At 61.5% G+C, this 18,159-nt stretch carries 13 protein-coding genes; 7 read left to right on the top strand and 6 right to left on the bottom strand.

Annotated elements, in window-relative coordinates; genetic code table 11:
- Nucleotides 1-55: 55 nt before the first annotated feature.
- Nucleotides 56-2,368 carry a 5-methyltetrahydropteroyltriglutamate--homocysteine S-methyltransferase gene (gene metE, locus KSS97_RS06730; RefSeq protein ID WP_217861342.1) on the bottom strand — a complete coding sequence of 771 codons (2,313 nt, stop codon included), beginning with the start codon at nt 2,366-2,368 and terminating at the stop codon, nt 56-58.
- Between the two features lie 109 nt (nt 2,369-2,477).
- Between metE and metR the strand changes: the two genes are divergently transcribed.
- Nucleotides 2,478-3,395: a transcriptional regulator MetR gene (metR, locus tag KSS97_RS06725; RefSeq protein WP_060740854.1), complete on the top strand. Its 918-nt coding sequence runs from the start codon at nt 2,478-2,480 to the stop codon at nt 3,393-3,395.
- 189 nt (nt 3,396-3,584) lie between these two features.
- On the opposite strand, the gene KSS97_RS06720 is transcribed toward metR, so the two are convergent.
- The 4 genes from KSS97_RS06720 to nosR form a co-directional block, all read right to left on the bottom strand.
- Entirely contained in the window at nt 3,585-4,082 is a 498-nt protein-coding gene (locus KSS97_RS06720) for a GNAT family N-acetyltransferase (protein ID WP_217861341.1), read from the bottom strand.
- Nucleotides 4,079-4,717: a LysE family translocator gene (locus KSS97_RS06715; RefSeq protein WP_047230397.1), complete on the bottom strand. Its 639-nt coding sequence runs from the start codon at nt 4,715-4,717 to the stop codon at nt 4,079-4,081. The genes KSS97_RS06720 and KSS97_RS06715 overlap by 4 nt, the downstream gene beginning before the upstream one ends.
- A 24-nt stretch (nt 4,718-4,741) precedes the next feature.
- Nucleotides 4,742-5,158, bottom strand: a complete 417-nt coding sequence (locus KSS97_RS06710; RefSeq protein WP_030138427.1) for an NUDIX hydrolase — start codon at nt 5,156-5,158, stop codon at nt 4,742-4,744.
- Nucleotides 5,159-5,373: 215 nt separating this feature from the next.
- The gene (gene nosR, locus KSS97_RS06705; RefSeq protein WP_030138523.1) at nt 5,374-6,741 is read right to left on the bottom strand and encodes a response regulator c-di-GMP phosphodiesterase, NosR family; all 1,368 of its coding nucleotides are present in this window, start codon (nt 6,739-6,741) and stop codon (nt 5,374-5,376) included.
- A gap of 227 nt (nt 6,742-6,968) precedes the next feature.
- On the opposite strand from nosR, the gene KSS97_RS06700 reads away from it, so the two are divergent.
- From KSS97_RS06700 to KSS97_RS06675, 6 genes are all read left to right on the top strand, one after another.
- On the top strand, nt 6,969-9,260 hold the full coding sequence (locus KSS97_RS06700) for an EAL domain-containing protein (protein WP_217861340.1): 2,292 nt from the start codon (nt 6,969-6,971) through the stop codon (nt 9,258-9,260).
- Complete coding sequence (locus tag KSS97_RS06695) at nt 9,257-11,131, top strand: EAL domain-containing protein (protein WP_217861339.1); 1,875 nt, start codon at nt 9,257-9,259, stop codon at nt 11,129-11,131. Before KSS97_RS06700 ends, KSS97_RS06695 begins: the two co-directional genes overlap by 4 nt.
- A 40-nt stretch (nt 11,132-11,171) precedes the next feature.
- Nucleotides 11,172-12,131 carry a cytochrome-c peroxidase gene (locus KSS97_RS06690; protein WP_217861338.1) on the top strand — a complete coding sequence of 320 codons (960 nt, stop codon included), beginning with the start codon at nt 11,172-11,174 and terminating at the stop codon, nt 12,129-12,131.
- Complete coding sequence (locus KSS97_RS06685) at nt 12,128-13,927, top strand: DAHL domain-containing sensor histidine kinase (RefSeq protein ID WP_217861337.1); 1,800 nt, start codon at nt 12,128-12,130, stop codon at nt 13,925-13,927. The genes KSS97_RS06690 and KSS97_RS06685 overlap by 4 nt, the downstream gene beginning before the upstream one ends.
- Entirely contained in the window at nt 13,924-15,330 is a 1,407-nt protein-coding gene (locus tag KSS97_RS06680) for an ATP-binding protein (RefSeq protein WP_030138528.1), read from the top strand. Before KSS97_RS06685 ends, KSS97_RS06680 begins: the two co-directional genes overlap by 4 nt.
- A 232-nt stretch (nt 15,331-15,562) precedes the next feature.
- Nucleotides 15,563-17,182 (top strand): FMN-binding glutamate synthase family protein, encoded by a 1,620-nt coding sequence (locus tag KSS97_RS06675; protein ID WP_198796553.1) that lies wholly within the window; start codon nt 15,563-15,565, stop codon nt 17,180-17,182.
- Nucleotides 17,183-17,759: 577 nt separating this feature from the next.
- Here the strand turns inward: KSS97_RS06675 and KSS97_RS06670 are convergent.
- Nucleotides 17,760-18,116, bottom strand: coding sequence for a polysaccharide synthesis protein GtrA (locus tag KSS97_RS06670; RefSeq protein ID WP_217861336.1), 357 nt, complete (start codon nt 18,114-18,116; stop codon nt 17,760-17,762).
- Between the last annotated feature and the right edge of the window lie 43 nt (nt 18,117-18,159).

Genomic DNA, 18,159 nt, shown 5'->3' with positions numbered 1-18,159 from the left:
GGTTGCTGCGCAACCCAGCGGGAGCAAGCTCCCTCGCCACGGGGGCGGTGGTGGTTCAGGCAACCTGCCCCCGCAACTGCCGCGCTGCCGCCACCATGTTCACCAGCGCCGCTTCCGTCTCCGGCCACGCCCGGGTCTTCAGCCCGCAATCGGGGTTGACCCACAACCGTTCGGCGGGGATGCGCTGCACGGCCTTGCGCATCAGCGCCACCATCTCGGCGGTGTCCGGCACCCGTGGCGAGTGGATGTCGTAGACGCCCGGGCCGATGTCGTTGGGGTAGTCGAACGCTTCGAATGCATCGAGCAGTTCCATGTCCGAACGCGAGGTTTCGACGGTGATGACATCGGCGTCCATGTCGGCGATGGCCTTGATCACGTCGTTGAATTCGCTGTAGCACATGTGGGTGTGAATCTGGGTTTCATCGCTCACGCCCGAGGCGCTCAGGCGGAACGCTTCCACGGCCCAATCGAGGTATTCCTGCCATTGCCCGCGCCGCAGCGGCAAGCCTTCGCGAAAGGCCGCTTCGTCGATTTGCACAATAGCGATCCCGGCTTTTTCCAGGTCCAGCACCTCGTCGCGCAAGGCCAGGGCCAACTGTCGGGCCTGGGTCTTGCGTGACACGTCCTCCCGGGGGAACGACCACATCAACATGGTCACGGGGCCGGTGAGCATGCCTTTCATGGGTTTGTCGGTGAGACCTTGCGCGTAGCGAATCCAATCGACCGTCATCGCCTCGGGCCGGCTGATGTCACCAAAGATGATCGCCGGTTTCACACACCGCGAGCCGTAGCTCTGTACCCAGCCAAAACGGGTGAAAGCGTAGCCGTCCAGTTGCTCGGCGAAGTATTCGACCATGTCGTTGCGCTCGGCTTCACCGTGCACCAGCACGTCCAGGCCCAGGCGTTCCTGGATCTGCACCGCGTGGCGGATCTCGGTGTGCATCGCGTCCTGGTAATCGTTGGCCGACAGCGTGCCTTGCTTGTAGGCCTGGCGCGCCAGACGAATCGCCGGTGTCTGTGGGAAGGAGCCAATGGAGGTGGTGGGAAACGCTGGCAGCTGGAGCCGCACACGCTGTTGCTCGATGCGCTTGGCAAACGGCGAGCGCCGTTGGCTGTCCTGTGGCCGGATCGCCGCCAGACGCTCCTGGACGTGGGGTTTATGGATACGCGCCGAGGCCGCGCGGCGGGCCTGTACTGCTCGGCTGTGGATCAACGCCTGCTGTACGCCAGGCGCCTGCGGATCGTTCAGCGCATCGCGCAACACCGCGACTTCGCCGCACTTCTGCACGGCGAACGCCAGCCAGCTCTTGAGTTCGGGATCGAGTTTGTCTTCGCGCTCCAGATCCACCGGGCTGTGCAGCAGCGAGCAGGACGTGCTGACCCACAGGTTGTCGCCGAAGCGTTCCTGGGCCGGTCGCAACTGCGCCAGCGCTTGCTCCAACTCACAACGCCAGACGTTGCGACCGTTGACCAGGCCCACCGAGAGAATCTTGTAGGTCGGCAGGCGGTCCAGCACTTGGCCCAATTGATCCGGGGCGCGCACCGCGTCGATGTGCAAGCCGTCCACCGGCAGGCTCACCGCCAGGCCGAGGTTGTCTTGCAGGCCACTGAAATAGGTCGCCACCAGTTTTTTCAGCGGCGAGTACTGGAGGATGTGATAAGCGCGCTCGAAGGCGCTTTTCCAGGCCAGTGGCAGGTCAAGGGTAAGAATCGGCTCATCGATCTGCACCCACTCCACGCCTTGGGCCTTGAGGCGATTGAGGATCTCACCGTAGACCGGCAGCAGGCGCTCCAGCAGGTCGAGCTTGTCGAAGTCGCCGCCCTTGGCCTTGCCCAGCCACAAGTACGTCAGCGGGCCGATGATCACCGGTTTGACCCGATGCCCGAGGGCGTGGGCTTCGTCGACTTCGTCGAACAGCTGCTCCCAGCTCAGGGCGAAGGTCTGGTCGGCGGAAAACTCCGGGACCAGGTAGTGATAGTTGGTATCGAACCACTTGGTCAGCTCCTGGGCGTACGGCGCCTGACCGTGACCGGCGCCGCAGCAACGGGTCGTGGCGCCACGGGCCATGGCGAACAGGGTGTCGAGCGTCGGCTTGCCCTGATCATCCAAGGTGCCGTGGAAACGTGGCGGGACGGCGCCCAGCGTCAAGCTGTGGCTGAGCACTTGGTCGTACCAGGCAAAGTCGCCCACCGGCAGCAGGTCGATGCCGGCGTCTTTCTGCAATTGCCAGTGCCGGGCCCGCAATTCACGCCCAACGGCTTGCAAAGCGGTCGGGGCCAGGTCGCCTTTCCAATAGGCTTCGAGGGCTTTCTTCAGTTCACGGTCGGCGCCGATGCGGGGAAAACCGGGGGTATGGGCCAGGGCCATGGTGAATGTCCTTCTGTAAAAGATGGCGCCATTGTCGACAGCCAGCCCCACATGAGACAAACTCAACCTTTTCGTGTTGATCACAAGTTTTATTCATGGAGCAACCCCGGTGCTTGAACTCCGTCATCTGAAGACGCTGCATGCCTTGCGCGAAGCCGACAGCCTGGTGGAAGCCGCCGAACGCTTGCACCTGACCCAATCCGCGCTGTCCCACCAATTCAAGGAATTGGAAGAGCGCCTGGGCATGCAGTTGTTCGTGCGCAAGACCAAACCGGTCCGTTTCACCAGTGCCGGCCTGCGCCTGCTGCAACTGGCCGACGCCGCCTTGCCGCTGCTGCGCAGCGCCGAACGGGACATTGCACGGCTGGCAGGCGGCACCGCCGGACGCCTACACATGGCCATCGAATGCCATAGCTGCTTCCAGTGGCTGATGCCGACCATCGACCAGTTCCGCGATGCCTGGCCCGAAGTCGAACTCGATCTCGCCTCGGGCTTTGCCTTCGCCCCGCTGCCGGCCCTGGCCCGTGGCGACCTGGACCTGGTGGTGACCTCCGACCCGCTGGAACTTGCTGGCATCACCTACGTGCCGCTGTTCACCTACGAAGCGATGCTCGCCGTTGCCAACCAGCATCGGCTGGCGGGCAAGCCATACATCGTGCCCGAAGACTTGATCAGCGAAACCTTGATCACGTATCCGGTGGAGCGCGATCGCCTGGACATCTTCACTCGGTTCCTCGAGCCAGCCGACATCGAACCGGCCCAGGTCCGCACCTCCGAGCTGACGGTGATGATGATGCAATTGGTCGCCAGCGGCCGAGGCGTCTGCGGCATGCCGCATTGGGCGCTGCATGAATACAGCTCGCGGGGCTACGTGAAGGCCAAGCGGCTGGGGGAGAAAGGCTTGTTCGCCACGCTCTACGCGGCGGTGCGGACCGACATGCTGGATGCGCCGTATATGCGCGATTTTTTGCTGACGGCGAAGGACACGTCGTTCTCTACCCTTGACGGTGTTAGCGCGGTTCGCTGACAGACGGCTTTTGTGGCGAGGGGATTTAGCGAAACGTCGCACCGCCCCGCTGGGGCGCGGAGCGGCCCTCAAAACAGGCAATTCGGTGTGTCAGGAAGATTGAGTTCTCTGGGTTAGGGCTGCTGCGCAGCCCAGCGGGGATAAATCCCCTCGCCACAAAAAGCTCCATCACTCAAATCTTCGGTGAGTTCAAAGCTCAAGCCACATATGGACCTTGTCGAGGTATTCGTCCCCCACGCGGATCGCCATCGGCTCAAGGCCATACAGCACGAAACCGCAGCGTTGGTAGAGCTTGATCGCCGGCTCGTTGCCAGCGGTGACGGTCAATTGCACGAGGCGCAGGAAGGCATGGCGACGGGCTTCGTCGAGGGCGGCCTGCATCAGGCGTTCACCCAACCCGGTGTGACGATGGGGCTCGACGACGTACATGCCAAACAACGTCGCCTTGTGCCGGGCCTTCAGCCGGGGCTCCAGGGCCAGGCCGACGATACCGACCAGTTCATCCGCCACGAACGCGCCGAGGATCACTTCGAGCCGGCTGGTCAGGCGCGATTCCCACCAATTGATGGGCAGCGCCGCTCGTTCGCTGGCGCTGGAGGTGAAGGCCTGTGGATGAAATTCATAAGCCTGGAGCATCAACTCGCGATAGCCCTCGGCATCACCTGCCTTCAGCCGTCGGATGCTCACGCCGAACGCCGTTGCTCAAGCATCAGTCGCAGGGCCAGCGCACCGAGCACAAAGCCCATGAAATAGCGTTGCGCCGCCAGCCAGGTCGGGTTGTGGACGAACCACGAGGCAATCCCGGCGGCGAACAGCGCGATCAGCAGGTTGACGCTGAAACTCACGCTGATCTGGGTCAACCCGAGAATGATGCTCTGGGTGAACAGCGAACCGTGTTCCGGGCTGATGAACTGCGGGAACACCGACAGGTAGAACACCGCGATCTTCGGGTTCAGGGCGCTGGTGAGAAAACCCATGGTGATCAGCTTGCGGGTCGAGTCAGCCGGCAGTTGCTGGGCCTGAAACGGCGAACGCGCGCCGGGTTTCACGGCTTGCCAGGCCAGCCACAACAGGTACAGCGCACCGGCCCATTTCAGCACTTCATAGGCCATGGGCACTGCCAGGAACACCGCCGTCAGCCCCGCCGCAGCGGCAAACATGTGCACGAAGAAGCCCGCCACCACCCCTAGCAAAGAAGTGACGCCGGCCTTGCGGCCCTGGCAGATCGAACGGGAAATCAGGTAGATCATGTTCGGGCCGGGCGTGAGCACCATCAACAACGCGGCGGCGGCGAAAATCAGCAGGTCCGGCAATGGAATCATGGGTATCAGTCCTTGAGTCTTGGATCAGCAGGTCGCGAGGCAAGTGGCACGATAAAACGGCAGGATCACCTCGGTTGTCAACGGCGCCAGGAAAAGATCAATGTCGCCAATCGTGTCGACCCAGCAGATTTCTTCGATCTCAGCGGCGGGAAAAACCGGGGCGTCGATGTCCAGCAAAAAAACTTCGGCCTGCACGATGAACCCCGGCTCATTGGCAGCCGGCGCACTGAACTGCCCCAGATGACGGGCCTGCTCCGGATCGATCTTGAGCCCAAGTTCTTCGTCCAATTCCCGAGCCAGGGCCTGGACCGGTTGCTCATGGGCTTCGATCTTGCCGCCGGGCTGCATGAAGGCCAGGGTGCCGCGCTTGCGCACCAGCAGGGTCCGGCCGTCCGGGCCGATGAGCAGGGCGGCGGCGATGCGGATCAGGGGGGTGGTCATGTTTTACAGAACCTCAGGCGGAAAATGCCGGGGAGACTACAGATCGCGGCGGCGGGGAGCAAAGCCTGGCGCCATTCCACAACCCACCGCAGTCCTTTGTGGGAGCGAGCTTGCTCGCGATAGCGGTGTGTCAGTCGAAAAATATCTGACTGATACTCCGCTATCGCGAGCAAGCTCGCTCCCACAGGGGAACCGAATCGCCTGTCAGACTTTCATCACCCCAACATCGGCTTCGGCGCCGAAGGGTCCGCCTCTTCTTCCGGAATCTTGACGAACACGCTGTACCGCGCCCCTTCCATCGCTTCGAAAGCGATGAGCTTTTCGATCAGCGGGCCGCTCATGACCTTGCCGGCGTTGAGCAGCAGCATGCCGTTGTCGGCGTTGAGGTTGCGCGCCAGGACCATGCCGGCCGCCAGCTCGCGGGTGGTCACGACCTTCACCGTCGGGTCGGACAGGGTCACGTCTTCCAGGTATTCGGCACACGCCTTGATGAAGTCCTCGACCAGGTCCGGGTCGTACAACTTGCCGGCGTATTTGCGGATGTAGACCAGCGCTTCGTCGCTGTTCATCTGCCGTTCCAGGATCAACCCGCGCTGCAACTCGATGAAATCCACCGCCAGCTTCAGCAGCCGCGAGCCGAACGGAATGGCCTCGCCGCGCAGGTGATCGGGGAAACCGCTGCCGTCCCAACGCTCCTGGTGATGAAGGATGATCCGCGCCGCGTCCTTCATCGGGTCGAGCGTCATCAGCAGCGATTCGCTCTGCTTCGGATAGGCGCGGTACAGCTCCAGTTCGCTGTGGTGCAGCATGTCGGCAGGCGTGACCATCATGTTGTCGGTCCAGCTCAGCTTGCCGATGTTGTAGAGCGCCCCGGCCATGGTCAGGTCGCGGTCGGTGGATTCGTCGAGAAAGTTGAGCCGGCTATAGACCCGGAGCAGCTCGATGATCTGCCGGTTGGTCTGCTTGGCCTTGGGCAGGCGCAGGTTGGCGATCAGCGAGAACACCTCGGTGCCGGTCACGTAGCTGCGCTTGAGCTCTTCATAGGCCAGGTCGAGCATGTCGGCGGTCTGCTGCAGCTCGGAAGTGCGCGACGCCACGCGTTTTTCCAGCGTGGCGTTGAGGGTCTTGAGTTGCTGGTTCTGCTCGCGGTTCAGCACTTCGAGGCGCTGGCGCTCGCTTTCCGAGTGCTGGTGGGCCAAGGCCTGGCGCAGGGCCTGCACCAGCTCCTCGTCGTTCCAGGGTTTGCTCAGGTAGCGATAGAGCTGCCCCTCGTTGATCGCCTTGGTCATCATGTCCACGTCGGCATAACCGGTGAGCAGGATGCGTAACGTCGAGGGATACAGCTTGCGGATTTCTGACAGCAGCGTGGCACCGTCCATATTGGGCATGCGCGCGTCGGTCATGACCAGGTCGACTGGCCGCTCCTTGAGGATCTCCAGCGCCTTGGCGCCGCTGTCGGCCAGCAGGATTTCATACGGCTGGCTGCGCAACAGCCGACGCAGGCTGTTGAGGATCGATTCTTCGTCATCGACCAACAACACCGTCGGCTTCGTAACCGGAACGTTCGACGATTGATCTTCCATTGATATCCCCTCCCCATTGACGACCAACGTTCTACATCACCCCTGAGAGACAGGCTAGTAGATCGCGAATATTTAGACACAATTCGCCATCACTCACCTCGCGCTTCCGATGAGCCGACTATGCTGTACCCCATGAAGGGCCAAGTACAGGCCGAATACTCATGCTAGCGAAAGGGATATCCGATGTTCCCACGGTTCTGTAGTCCGCATTTCGACGGTGCACGGCCATGAGCCTGTCGTCGGAACGATCCAATCGGCGAATATTAATTGTCGACGACACGCAAACCATTCATGAGGATTTTCGAAAGATCCTCAGCCCCGACGCAGCCCCTGAAGACAACCTGAGCAGCGCTGAAGAAGCCTTGTTCGGCGCACCGGTGGCGGTTTCCAGCCAGAGTTTCGAACTCGACTCGGCGTTCCAGGGCATGGAAGCCCTGAACAAGGTCGAAACGGCCCTGGCCCAGGGCAAGCCCTTCGCCATGGCCTTTATCGACATGCGCATGCCGCCAGGTTGGGACGGCCTCGAAACCATCGAGCGGCTGTGGCGCGTCGACCCCAAGCTGCAAGTGGCGCTGTGCACGGCTTATTCGGATTATTCCTGGGAAGACATCGCCGATCGCCTCGAATTGGGCGACCGGCTGCTGATCCTGAAGAAACCCTTCGATGCCATCGAAATCCGCCAGATGGCCAGCACCCTGACCGTCAAATGGCAGATGACCGAAGACGCCGCGCTGAAAATGGACATGCTCGAACGGGCCGTGGAGGAGCGCACCCGGGAGCTGGCCGACGCCAACATCATCGTGCAGAACAGCCCGACCATCCTTTATCGCCTGCGCGGCGAACCGCCGTTCCCACTGATGTACATCTCCCACAACATCACCAAGTTCGGCCATGTCGCGGCGCAACTGATCGACTCGCCGGACTGGGCACAAATCCTGATCCATCCCGACGACCAGGCCAAGGTCGACGAAGCCATGGTCCGCGTGCTGGACCGCGACAACGCCGGCGCCTCCATCGAATTTCGCATGCGCACCGGCGACGGCACGTTCCGCTGGGTCGAGAACCGCTACATTCCGGTGCGCAATGAGCAAGGCCTGCTGCTGGAAGTCGAAGGCATCATCCTCGACATCACCGAGCGCAAGCTGGCCGAGGAGAAGATCGCCCTGCTGGCGCGCACCGATGGCCTGACCGGGCTGGCCAACCGCGCCACCATGATCGAGCGCCTGCACCAGGCCTTCGCCGCCGCACGAAGGGGCGCGGCGCCGTTCGCGATGTTCTACCTGGACCTGGACCACTTCAAGCGCATCAACGACACCCTCGGCCACCCGATCGGCGACCTGCTGTTGCAGGAAGTCGCCGCGCGCATCAAGGCCTGTACCCGGGAGAACGATGTGGTCGCGCGCCTGGGCGGCGACGAATTCGCCATCCTGCAACTGGACGTCCACGAAGCGACCCACTGCGCCGCGCTGGCGGCGAAGATCCGCGACACGCTGGTGGCGCCCTACTCCCTGGACGGCAATGACGTGCGCATTTCCGTGAGCATCGGCATCAGCCTGTACACCCCGCAAAGCCCGAGCGCCGACAGCCTGATGGCGCAGTCCGACATGGCCCTGTACCGCTCCAAGGAAAAGGGCCGCAACCAGTATCACTTCCACAACGAGGAAATTAACCAGGAAGTGACGGACCGGGTCGCCCTGGCCAATGACCTGCGCCAGGCCATCGAGAATAACGAGCTTCAACTGCACTACCTGCCGGAAGTCGACCTTGGCACCGGCAAGATCCTCGGCATGGGCGTGCAGGTGCGCTGGAACCATCCCGAACGCGGCTGGCTCGAACCGGCGGCGTTCATGCCCGCCGCCGAGAAAACCGGGATCATCATCGGCCTCGGCCACTGGGTACTCGACCAAGCCTGCCAACAGATGCGCCAATGGCGCGACCAGGGCATGGCGCCGCCGGTGATCGCCATCGACCTGTCCCTGACCCAGCTCAAGACCGGCCCCGAGCTGATCTACGACGTACTGCGCACCACCGCACGCTGGGAGCTGGCGCCCTGGGACCTGCGCTTCGACGTCACCGAAGCGACCCTGGCCCAGACCAAATGGACCCACAACGACGTGTTGCCACGCCTGTGCGAACTGGGCGTGCAGGTCGCCATCGATGATTTCGGCACCGAGTATTCGTCGTTCGATTACCTGAAGACGTACCGGGTCAACCATCTCAAGCTCGCCCAGCGGTTTCTCGACAGCGCCAGTGACGACCCGGAAAACGCCTCGACCTTGCGCGCGATCCTTAATTTCGCCCGGGACGTGGGCATCGGCATCATTGCCGAAGGTGTCGAGACCCAGGAGCAACGCACCACACTGATGTCCAGCGGCGGCTCGATGCAGGCCCAGGGACATTATTTCAGCACCGTGGTGGACAGCGGCCAGGCCGCCGAACTGCTCAAGGCCGGGACCATCATTCCCGTGGCGGATCACTGGACCCGGCCGGCCAGCCAGCTATCGGAGAGCAATCCATGAACCCCATGTCGGTACCCGCCAACCGGCGAATCCTCGTGGTGGACGACACACCCGCCATTCACCAGGACTTTCGCAAGATCCTCAGCCCCAGCGCCGGCAATGACGACTCGCTGGACGACACCGAGAGCCTGTTGTTCGGCACGCCCCAGGTCAATCGATTGCAGTTCCAGATTGACTCGGCCTACCAGGGCGAAGAGGCGCTGGAGCTGGTCAAGCGCGCCCAGGCCGAAGGCCAGCCTTATGCGCTGGTGTTCGCCGACATGCGCATGCCGCCGGGCTGGGACGGCCTGCAAACCATCGAACAACTCTGGAAAGCCGACCCGCGCCTGCAGATCGCCCTGTGCACGGCGTTTTCCGACTATTCGTGGGAAACCATGTCCGAACGCATCGAGTTCGACGACCAGTTGTTGATCCTCAAGAAGCCGTTCGACACCCTGGAAATCCGCCAGATGGCCAGTGCCATGACTTGGAAATGGCAACTGGCGCAGGACGCGGCCCGGAAGATGCGCACCCTGGAACGGACGATCGAAGAGCGGGTCCAGGAATTGCTCAAGGTGTCCCACCTGCTGCAATACGACGTGCTCACCGAACTGCCCAACAGCATGTTGCTCGGTGATCGCCTGACCCAGGCCCTGGCCCAATGCCGCCGCCATGATCGGCAACTGGCGGTGATGTTCATCGGCCTCGACCGTTTCAAGCGTATCAACAATGCGCTGGGGCACCCGGTGGGGGATGAAATGCTCAAGCGCGTGGCGCGGACACTGGCAACCGTGGTGCGTGAGTCCGACTCGGTGTTTCGCTACGGTTCCGACGAGTTCGTGGTGATCCTCGGCGATATCACCGACCCGCAGATGACCAAGGGCGTGGCGGAAAAACTGCTGGCGGCGATCAACTCCCCGCACCCCATCGATGGCCACGATCTGACGGTCACGGCGAGCCTGGGCATCAGCGTGTATCCGGCCGACGGCTTCGACGCCGTGGCGCTGATCAAGAAAGCCGAGACGGCGATGCGCAACGTCAAGGAAAACGGCCCCAACGATTACCGTTTTTTCACCGAGGACATGAACCGCCGGGCGCGGCAGCAGCAGACCATCGAGTCCGGCCTGCGCCTGGCCCTGCAGCGCAAGGAGTTCGTACTGCATTACCAGCCCAAGCTCGACCTGGCGAGCGGCAAGGTGGTCGGCGTCGAGGCGCTGGTGCGCTGGAACCGGCCCGACCACGGTCTCGTCTACCCGTCGGATTTCATTCCGGTGGCCGAGGACAGCGGCCTGATCGTGCCGCTGAGCCAATGGGTGCTCCAGGAAGCCTGCCAGCAGGCGTGTCGCTGGCAGGCCGAGGGCATGCGGCCGCTGTACTTGTCGGTCAACGTCTCGGCCATCGATTTTCGCCAGCGCGGTTTCGTCGACGGCATCGCCCGTACCCTCAAGGAAACCGGCCTGGACCCGACACAGTTAGAACTGGAGATCACCGAAAGCGTGCTCATGCAGAACATCGACGCCACCGTTGCCACCCTCAAGGCCATCAAGCACCTGGGTATCCGGCTGGCGATCGATGACTTCGGCACCGGTTATTCAAGCCTGAGTTACCTGCAGAAATTTCCGGTGGACGTGCTGAAGATCGACCAGTCGTTCGTCGGTGACCTGAGTATCGACAGTAACGACGCCAAACTGGTGAGCACCATCATCAGCCTGGGCAAGAGCCTGAACCTGCACATCATCGCCGAAGGCGTAGAGACCCGGGACCAACTGGAATTCCTGAAGATCCACCAGTGCGAAGAGGTGCAGGGCTATTACTTCAGCAAGGCCGTGGAACCACAAGCGTTCAGCCAATGGATGGCCGAATGGGAACAACGCCCGAACCCGTTTTCGTAAGCGCCAGAGTTCATAAACCCCGTTTCAAGGAAAGCACCCCATGGCGTCACACGGATTGATTCTGGCTCTCGGCCTGCTCGTGGGATTGAGCACGGCCGCTCACGCCGAGCCACTGGACGAACCACTCAAGCCGCTGCCTGCCGTCCCGAACCTGGACCCCAAGCGGGTCCAGTTGGGCCAGCGGCTGTTCAATGACCCACGACTGTCGGTCAACAACACGCTGTCCTGCGCCAGCTGCCATCGCCTGGACAAGGGCGGTGCCGACGACAAGGCGTTTTCCCTGGGCTTCGACGGCAAGCCGGTGGAAGTCAATACGCCCACCGTGTTCAACGCCAGCCTGAACTTCCATCAGTTCTGGGACGGCCGCGTCGACACCCTGGAAGAACAGGTGCACATGGTAGTCATCAGCCCGACGGAAATGGGCAGCACCTGGGAAACGGTGGTCAAGCGCATCGCCGATGATCCGGACTATGCCAAGGCGTTTTCCAACGCGTATCCCGACGGGGTCAATGAACCGAATATCCGCAACGCCCTCGCCGACTACGAGCGCACCCTGCTGACCCCCAACTCGCGCTTTGACCAATACCTGCTGGGCAACACCGACATCCTCACGCCTCGGGAAAAATTCGGTTACCAGCGCTTCAAGGAATATGGCTGCATCGCTTGTCATCAAGGCGTGAACATCGGCGGCAACATGTTCCAGAAGTTCGGCGTCATGGGCGACTACATCACGGACCGCGGCACCCCCACCCGGGCAGACGAAGGGCGCTTCAACGTCACGGGCGACGAAGCCGACCGCCAGGTGTTCAAGGTACCCAGCCTGCGCAACGTCGCACGCACCGCGCCGTATTTCCACAGTGGCTCGGCGCCCACCCTGGAGCGTGCCGTAGAGGTCATGTTCAAGTACCAGTTGGGCCGCGAGCCCCTGAAAAACGATACGGAGCTGATCGTCGAGTTCCTCAAGACCCTCACGGGTGAATGGGAGGGCAAGCCGCTATGAGCCTCTCCCGCCGCCTCGGCCTGGCCTTCATCGGCGTATTGCTGGCCTCGATTTTGTTGTTCATGTACATCGAGTCGGGTGCCCAGCAGGCTGCCTCGCACATTGAATCAAGGGACCTGATCCGCCTGCTCAAACAGCAGGATGCGATCTGGGATAACGAAGTGCTCAAGTCCCGGGTTGCCCTGAGCCGCAATTACGATCCGCTGGTTTCACCCTTGAATGAAATGGCACGCCTATGGCAGCGCCTGGATGCGATCGAGTCGGAAACGGGACGTCATGCGCCGTCGCTCTGGTCAACCCAGCGCGACGAGTACCTCAAGGCAGTCAAGGAAAAAACCCGCCTGGTGGAGCAGTTCAAGTCCCACAACGCGGTGCTGCGCAACTCCCTGGCCTTCCTGCCCACCGCCGAGGACGACATCCAGCGGCAATTCGCCCAACTGTCTGACGAAGACAAGCTCCGACTGCAAAGCGCCATCATCGACACCTACGACCTATTGCTCAGCACGCTGGAGTTCGCCCAGGTCACCACCCAGGACCAGGCTGCCGAAATCCTGATGGGCCTCAACCAACTGGACGTCAACAAGGAGCGACTGCCCGCGGGGCTCGTCGGCTCCGTCGATATTCTTCGCCGACATATCGCACTGATCCTTCGCGAGCAACCGTTGGTCAATCAATTGATGCACGACTTCGAGGCAGTCCCTCTCGCTCCCCGGTTGGATACCATCACCAACCTGTTGGAAAAGGACCAGGAGGTCGCCGCCGCCAAGCATCAGCGCAACCACATTCTGCTGCTGGTGTTCGCCACCTTCCTGGTGCTGATACTGATCTGGCTGGCCGTCCGGCTGGTGCGCAGTTTCAGCGAAATCAAGCGGGTCAACAGTGCCCTGCAAACCGCCAACGACGAACTCGAACAACGGGTCGAGGAACGGACCCGCCAGCTCAAGGACACCCAGAGCGAACTGATGGACACCGCTCGCCAGGCCGGCATGGCGGAAATTGCCACCAACGTCTTGCACAACGTGGGCAACGTGCTCAACAGCGTGAACATTTCCGCCGACCTGGTCAGCCGCAAGCTGCGCAGCAGCAAGGCCCTGGGGTTGGGCAAGGCGATGAACCTGATCAACGAGCACAGCCACGACCTGGGGCATTTCCTCACCGAGGACGAAAAAGGCAAGCTGCTGCCCGGCTACCTCAACCAGTTGGTGGAAGCCATCGCGGTGGAACAACAAGGCCTGACCGACGAACTGGCGCAACTGAGCAAGAGCGTCGATCACATCAAGGACATCGTTTCCACGCAGCAGTCCTACGCGGGCGCCAACACCTTGATGGAACCGCTGGTGGTCAGCGAACTGCTCGAAGATGCCCTGCGCATGAACTCCGGCGCCCTGACCCGCCACCATGTGACGGTGATCAAGGAGTACGGCGAGGTGCCACGGATCATGGGCGACAAGCACCGCCTGCTGCTGATCCTGATCAACCTGATCAGCAATGCCAAATACGCCATGGCCGGGGTTTCCAACCATGCGCGGAACATGACCCTCAAGGCCACGGTCGTAGACGAAGAGCTGCAGATCAGTGTCAAGGACGAAGGCGAAGGCATCCCGGCGGAAAACATGACGCGCATCTTCGCCCATGGTTTTACCACCCGTAAGGACGGCCACGGGTTCGGCCTGCACAGTTGCGCACTGGCGGCGATTGAAATGAACGGCCACCTCACCGTACACAGCGAGGGGCCCGGGACCGGGGCGACATTCGTACTGCAACTGCCCCTGAAACTCGCAGAAGGTGAGCCATGAACAGCATGAGTAACCGGCGCATCCTCTTGATCGACGATACGCCCGCCATCCATGACGACTTCCGAAAGATCCTGACGCCAGAAGAGGAAAGCAACGCCGAACTGCAGGACATGGAAAGCGCACTGTTCGGCGAAGCACCGAAGGCCGTCACCACGGTGTTCGAACTGGATTCGGCCTACGGCGGCCAGGAGGGCCTGGCCAAGTTGCAGCAGGCCCTGGCGAAGGAGCGTCCTTATGCGCTGGCGTTCGTCGACATGCGCATGCCCGAAGGCTGGGACGGCGCCAAGACCATCGAGGAGTTGTGGAAGGTCGACCCGCAATTGCAAGTGGTGGTCTGCACCGCGTACTCGGATTATTCCTGGGACGAATTGCTCGACCGCCTGAACGGCCACGACCGGCTGCTGATATTGAAAAAGCCCTTCGACAACATCGAAGTCCAGCAGATGGCCAATACCCTGACCACCAAATGGGAAATGACCTCCCGCGCCCGTTTGAAAATGAACAAGCTCGAAGACCTGGTGGAACAACGCACCCTGGCGTTCAAGCAGGCCAGCGAGCTGCTGCAGATGGAAATCGACGAGCGCAAGCTGCTCGAGACCCAACTGGTGCAGTCGGAAAAACTCGCCTCCCTGGGTCAACTGGCGGCCGGCGTCGCTCACGAAATCAACAACCCGATCGGCTTCATTTCGTCCAACCTTGGCGCCCTGGGTGGTTATTTCAGCAAGCTCGAGGAAATGCTCCAGGCCTATGGCAGCGCCGAGCAAGCCATTGCCTCGCCGGAGCTGGTGATGAACCTGAAGAGCCTGCGCCAGGAGGTGGAACTGGATTTCCTGGTCGAAGACATTCCGGTCCTGATCAAGGAATCCAAGGACGGCATCGCCCGTGTCGGGCAGATTGTCAAGGACCTCAAGGACTTCTCCCGGGTCGACTCCAGCCAGGAATGGCAGATGGCGAATTTGCAGCAGGGCATGGATTCGACGTTGAACATCGTCGCCAACGAAATCAAGTACAAGGCCGACGTGGTCAAGCAATACAGCCCGCTACCGGAAGTCGAATGCCTGCCGTCGCAGATCAACCAGGTGATCATGAACCTGATCGTCAACGCCGCCCAGGCCATCGGCCCGGAACGCGGCACCATCACCCTGCGCAACGGTGTCGAAGGCGACAACGTCTGGATCGAAGTCGCCGACAACGGCTCGGGCATCCCACCGGAAACCCTGCAGAAAATCTTCGACCCGTTCTTCACCACCAAACCCATCGGCCAAGGCACGGGGCTTGGGTTGTCGTTGTCCTACGGCATCGTGAAGAAACACAACGGTGAGATCACGGTGAGCAGCGAAGTGGGTGTGGGGACGACGTTCCGGGTGGAGTTGCCGGTGCGGCAGATGAAGTTGGCGGGGTGAGTAACACCGGCCTGATCGACTCTGGTTCAAATTGTGGGAGCGAGCTTGCTCGCGATATCGGTGTGACAGTCAACGAAGGTGTTGAATGTTTGACCGCCATCGCGAGCAAGCTCGCTCCCACAGGTTTTTCCGCAGTCTCAGGCTAATTATTCCAGCCCTGCACAGCTCCCTCGCCACGGGGTGGCATTCCACGCTAATGTCTCGCCAGTCGCCCTCCCCCCAAGGAACCCGCATGAGCCTATCGTTGCTGAGCCGCTACGCCTTCTTCGCCGGCTGCGTGATCTTCACCCTCGCCAGCCTGCCGTTCCTGCAACACGACTGGCTCTGGCCATTTGCGCTGGTGACCGGGCTGCTGAGCCTGCTGGGGCTGTTCGACCTGTTGCAAAGCCGCCACGCCGTGCGGCGCAACTACCCGATCCTGGGCAACATCCGTTACCTGGTCGAAGGCATTCGCCCAGAGATCCGCCAGTACCTGCTGGAATCCGACAGCGACGCCCTGCCCTTCTCCCGGGCCCAGCGCTCGCTGGTGTATTCACGGGCCAAGAACGAAAGCGCCGACAAACCGTTCGGCACCTTGATCGACGTCTACCAGACCGGCTTCGAATTCATCGGTCACTCCATGCGCCCGGCGCCGCTGAGCGACCCCAGCGGTTTTCGCGTCACGGTCGGCGGCCCGCAATGCACCCAACCTTATTCAGCCTCGGTATTCAACATCTCGGCGATGAGCTTCGGCTCCCTGAGCGCCAACGCGATCCGGGCGTTGAACCAGGGCGCCAAGCTCGGCAATTTCGCCCATGACACCGGCGAAGGCAGCATCAGCCCCTACCACCGCGAACACGGCGGCGACCTGACCTGGGAGTTGGGCAGCGGCTATTTCGGTTGCCGTACAAGCGACGGGCGCTTCGACCCCGAGCGCTTCGCCGTCCAAGCCCGGAACCCGCAGGTGCGGATGATCGAAATCAAGATGAGCCAGGGCGCCAAGCCCGGCCACGGCGGGATCCTGCCCAAGCACAAGGTCACCCGGGAAATCGCCGAGACCCGTGGCATCCTCATGGGCGAGGACTGTGTATCGCCGTCCCGCCACAGCGCGTTTTCCACGCCGATCGAACTGATGCAATTCGTCCAGCAGTTGCGTGAACTGTCCGGTGGCAAACCGGTGGGCTTCAAGTTCTGCCTCGGGCATCCATGGGAGTTCATGGGCATTGCCAAGGCCATGCTGGAAACCGGCATCCTGCCCGACTTCATCGTCGTCGATGGCAAGGAAGGCGGTACCGGCGCCGCGCCAGTGGAATTCACCGACCACATCGGCGTGCCGCTGCGCGAAGGCCTGCTGTTCGTGCACAACACCCTGGTGGGCCTGAACTTGCGCGACAAGATCAAGCTCGGCGCCAGCGGCAAGATCGTCAGCGCCTTCGACATCGCCAGCGTCCTGGCCATCGGCGCCGACTGGGCCAACGCCGCGCGCGGCTTCATGTTCGCCATCGGCTGCATCCAGTCGCAAAGCTGCCACACCAACAAATGCCCCACCGGCGTCGCCACCCAGGACACCCTGCGCCAACGCGCCCTGGTCGTCCCGGACAAGGCCCAGCGGGTCTACAACTTCCACCGCAACACCCTCAAGGCCCTCGCCGAAATGCTTGCCGCCGCCGGGCTTGAACACCCTTCGCAATTGCAGCCCAAGCATCTGGTGCGGCGCATGTCGGCGACCGAGATCAAGCTGTTTTCGCAGTTGCACGTGTTCCTGAAACCAGGGGAATTGCTGACCGGCGAAGTGAACGGACAGTTCTATTCGCGGATGTGGCAACTGGCGCGGGCGGACAGTTTTGAGCCGCAGGAAATCGTGGCCGCATAGCTCGTAAACACACTGCTCCCGCTGGGCCAGTAGGCGCTGGAGCTATGTAGGAGCTGTGTAGGATCTGCCGAGTGAAACGAGGCTGCGATCTTTCCACCGCCAATTGAATCGAGAGCGAACATCAAGATTAAAAGATCGCCGGCTCCTACATTTGAATCAAGAGCGAAACATCAAGATCAAAAGATCGCAGGCTTCGCCATCCAATTTCAGAGCCGAGCGGGAGCAAGCTCCCTCGCCACGGGTGCATCATTCTTCCGGATGCCCCGCTTCCACGTCCTACCTGTAGGTTCTGACAGTAGACGACGACTTCCCAGCGATTGACCATTCACCCCAACGGCTCACTCGTCACGGAAGGTGCTTATGTTGACCCGGCGCGATCTGGTTGGTTTTGCTTCGCTTTTTGGGGTATTGGAGGCATTCAAGGTTGTCGATACGGCTGCCAGGCAGCCCTCGCCAAGCGGATCGAGGGGTTGACGCCATGGACCGGACTCGCCTGGCCTCGGCAACCCTTCTGGGTACCTTGATCCTCTTCACATGGCTTGAGTCGATGCTCCACGCCGATGAACAGTCGCAGAAACTACAAGACGCGGCATTCAAGGAACCGGAACAAGCTGTAGCCCGTCGCCAGGTTCAGCAAGAAATACAAAGCGACCGCCACCCATCCAGGCGAACTCAACGCATCGCCGATCGAGCCGATGCCATAGCTCGCAACACCCATCGAGCAATGGAACAGCAGATAGCCGCGCCATGACTTCCCAGGCTCAAAGATATAAAGCGCCGTCACGTAAAACGAAAACACCGCAGCGACGCAAAACGCTGCGAAGTTACTGGTTGCCTGGGTCAGTCCAACGGCGCCATACAGCAGGAAAAAAATCTCGCCATGAATCAACCCATTGACCAGGACGATCATCGTCAACGCAGAGAAATCCTTCATCGTATCTGCCTTGTCATTTACCGTCAGGGGTTTCCAAACTAGG

The sequence above is a fragment of the Pseudomonas alvandae genome, assembly GCF_019141525.1.
Taxonomy (GTDB): domain Bacteria; phylum Pseudomonadota; class Gammaproteobacteria; order Pseudomonadales; family Pseudomonadaceae; genus Aquipseudomonas; species Aquipseudomonas alvandae.
Note: the sequence above shows the minus strand (reverse complement) of the source record. Positions and strands in the feature narration are given on the sequence as shown.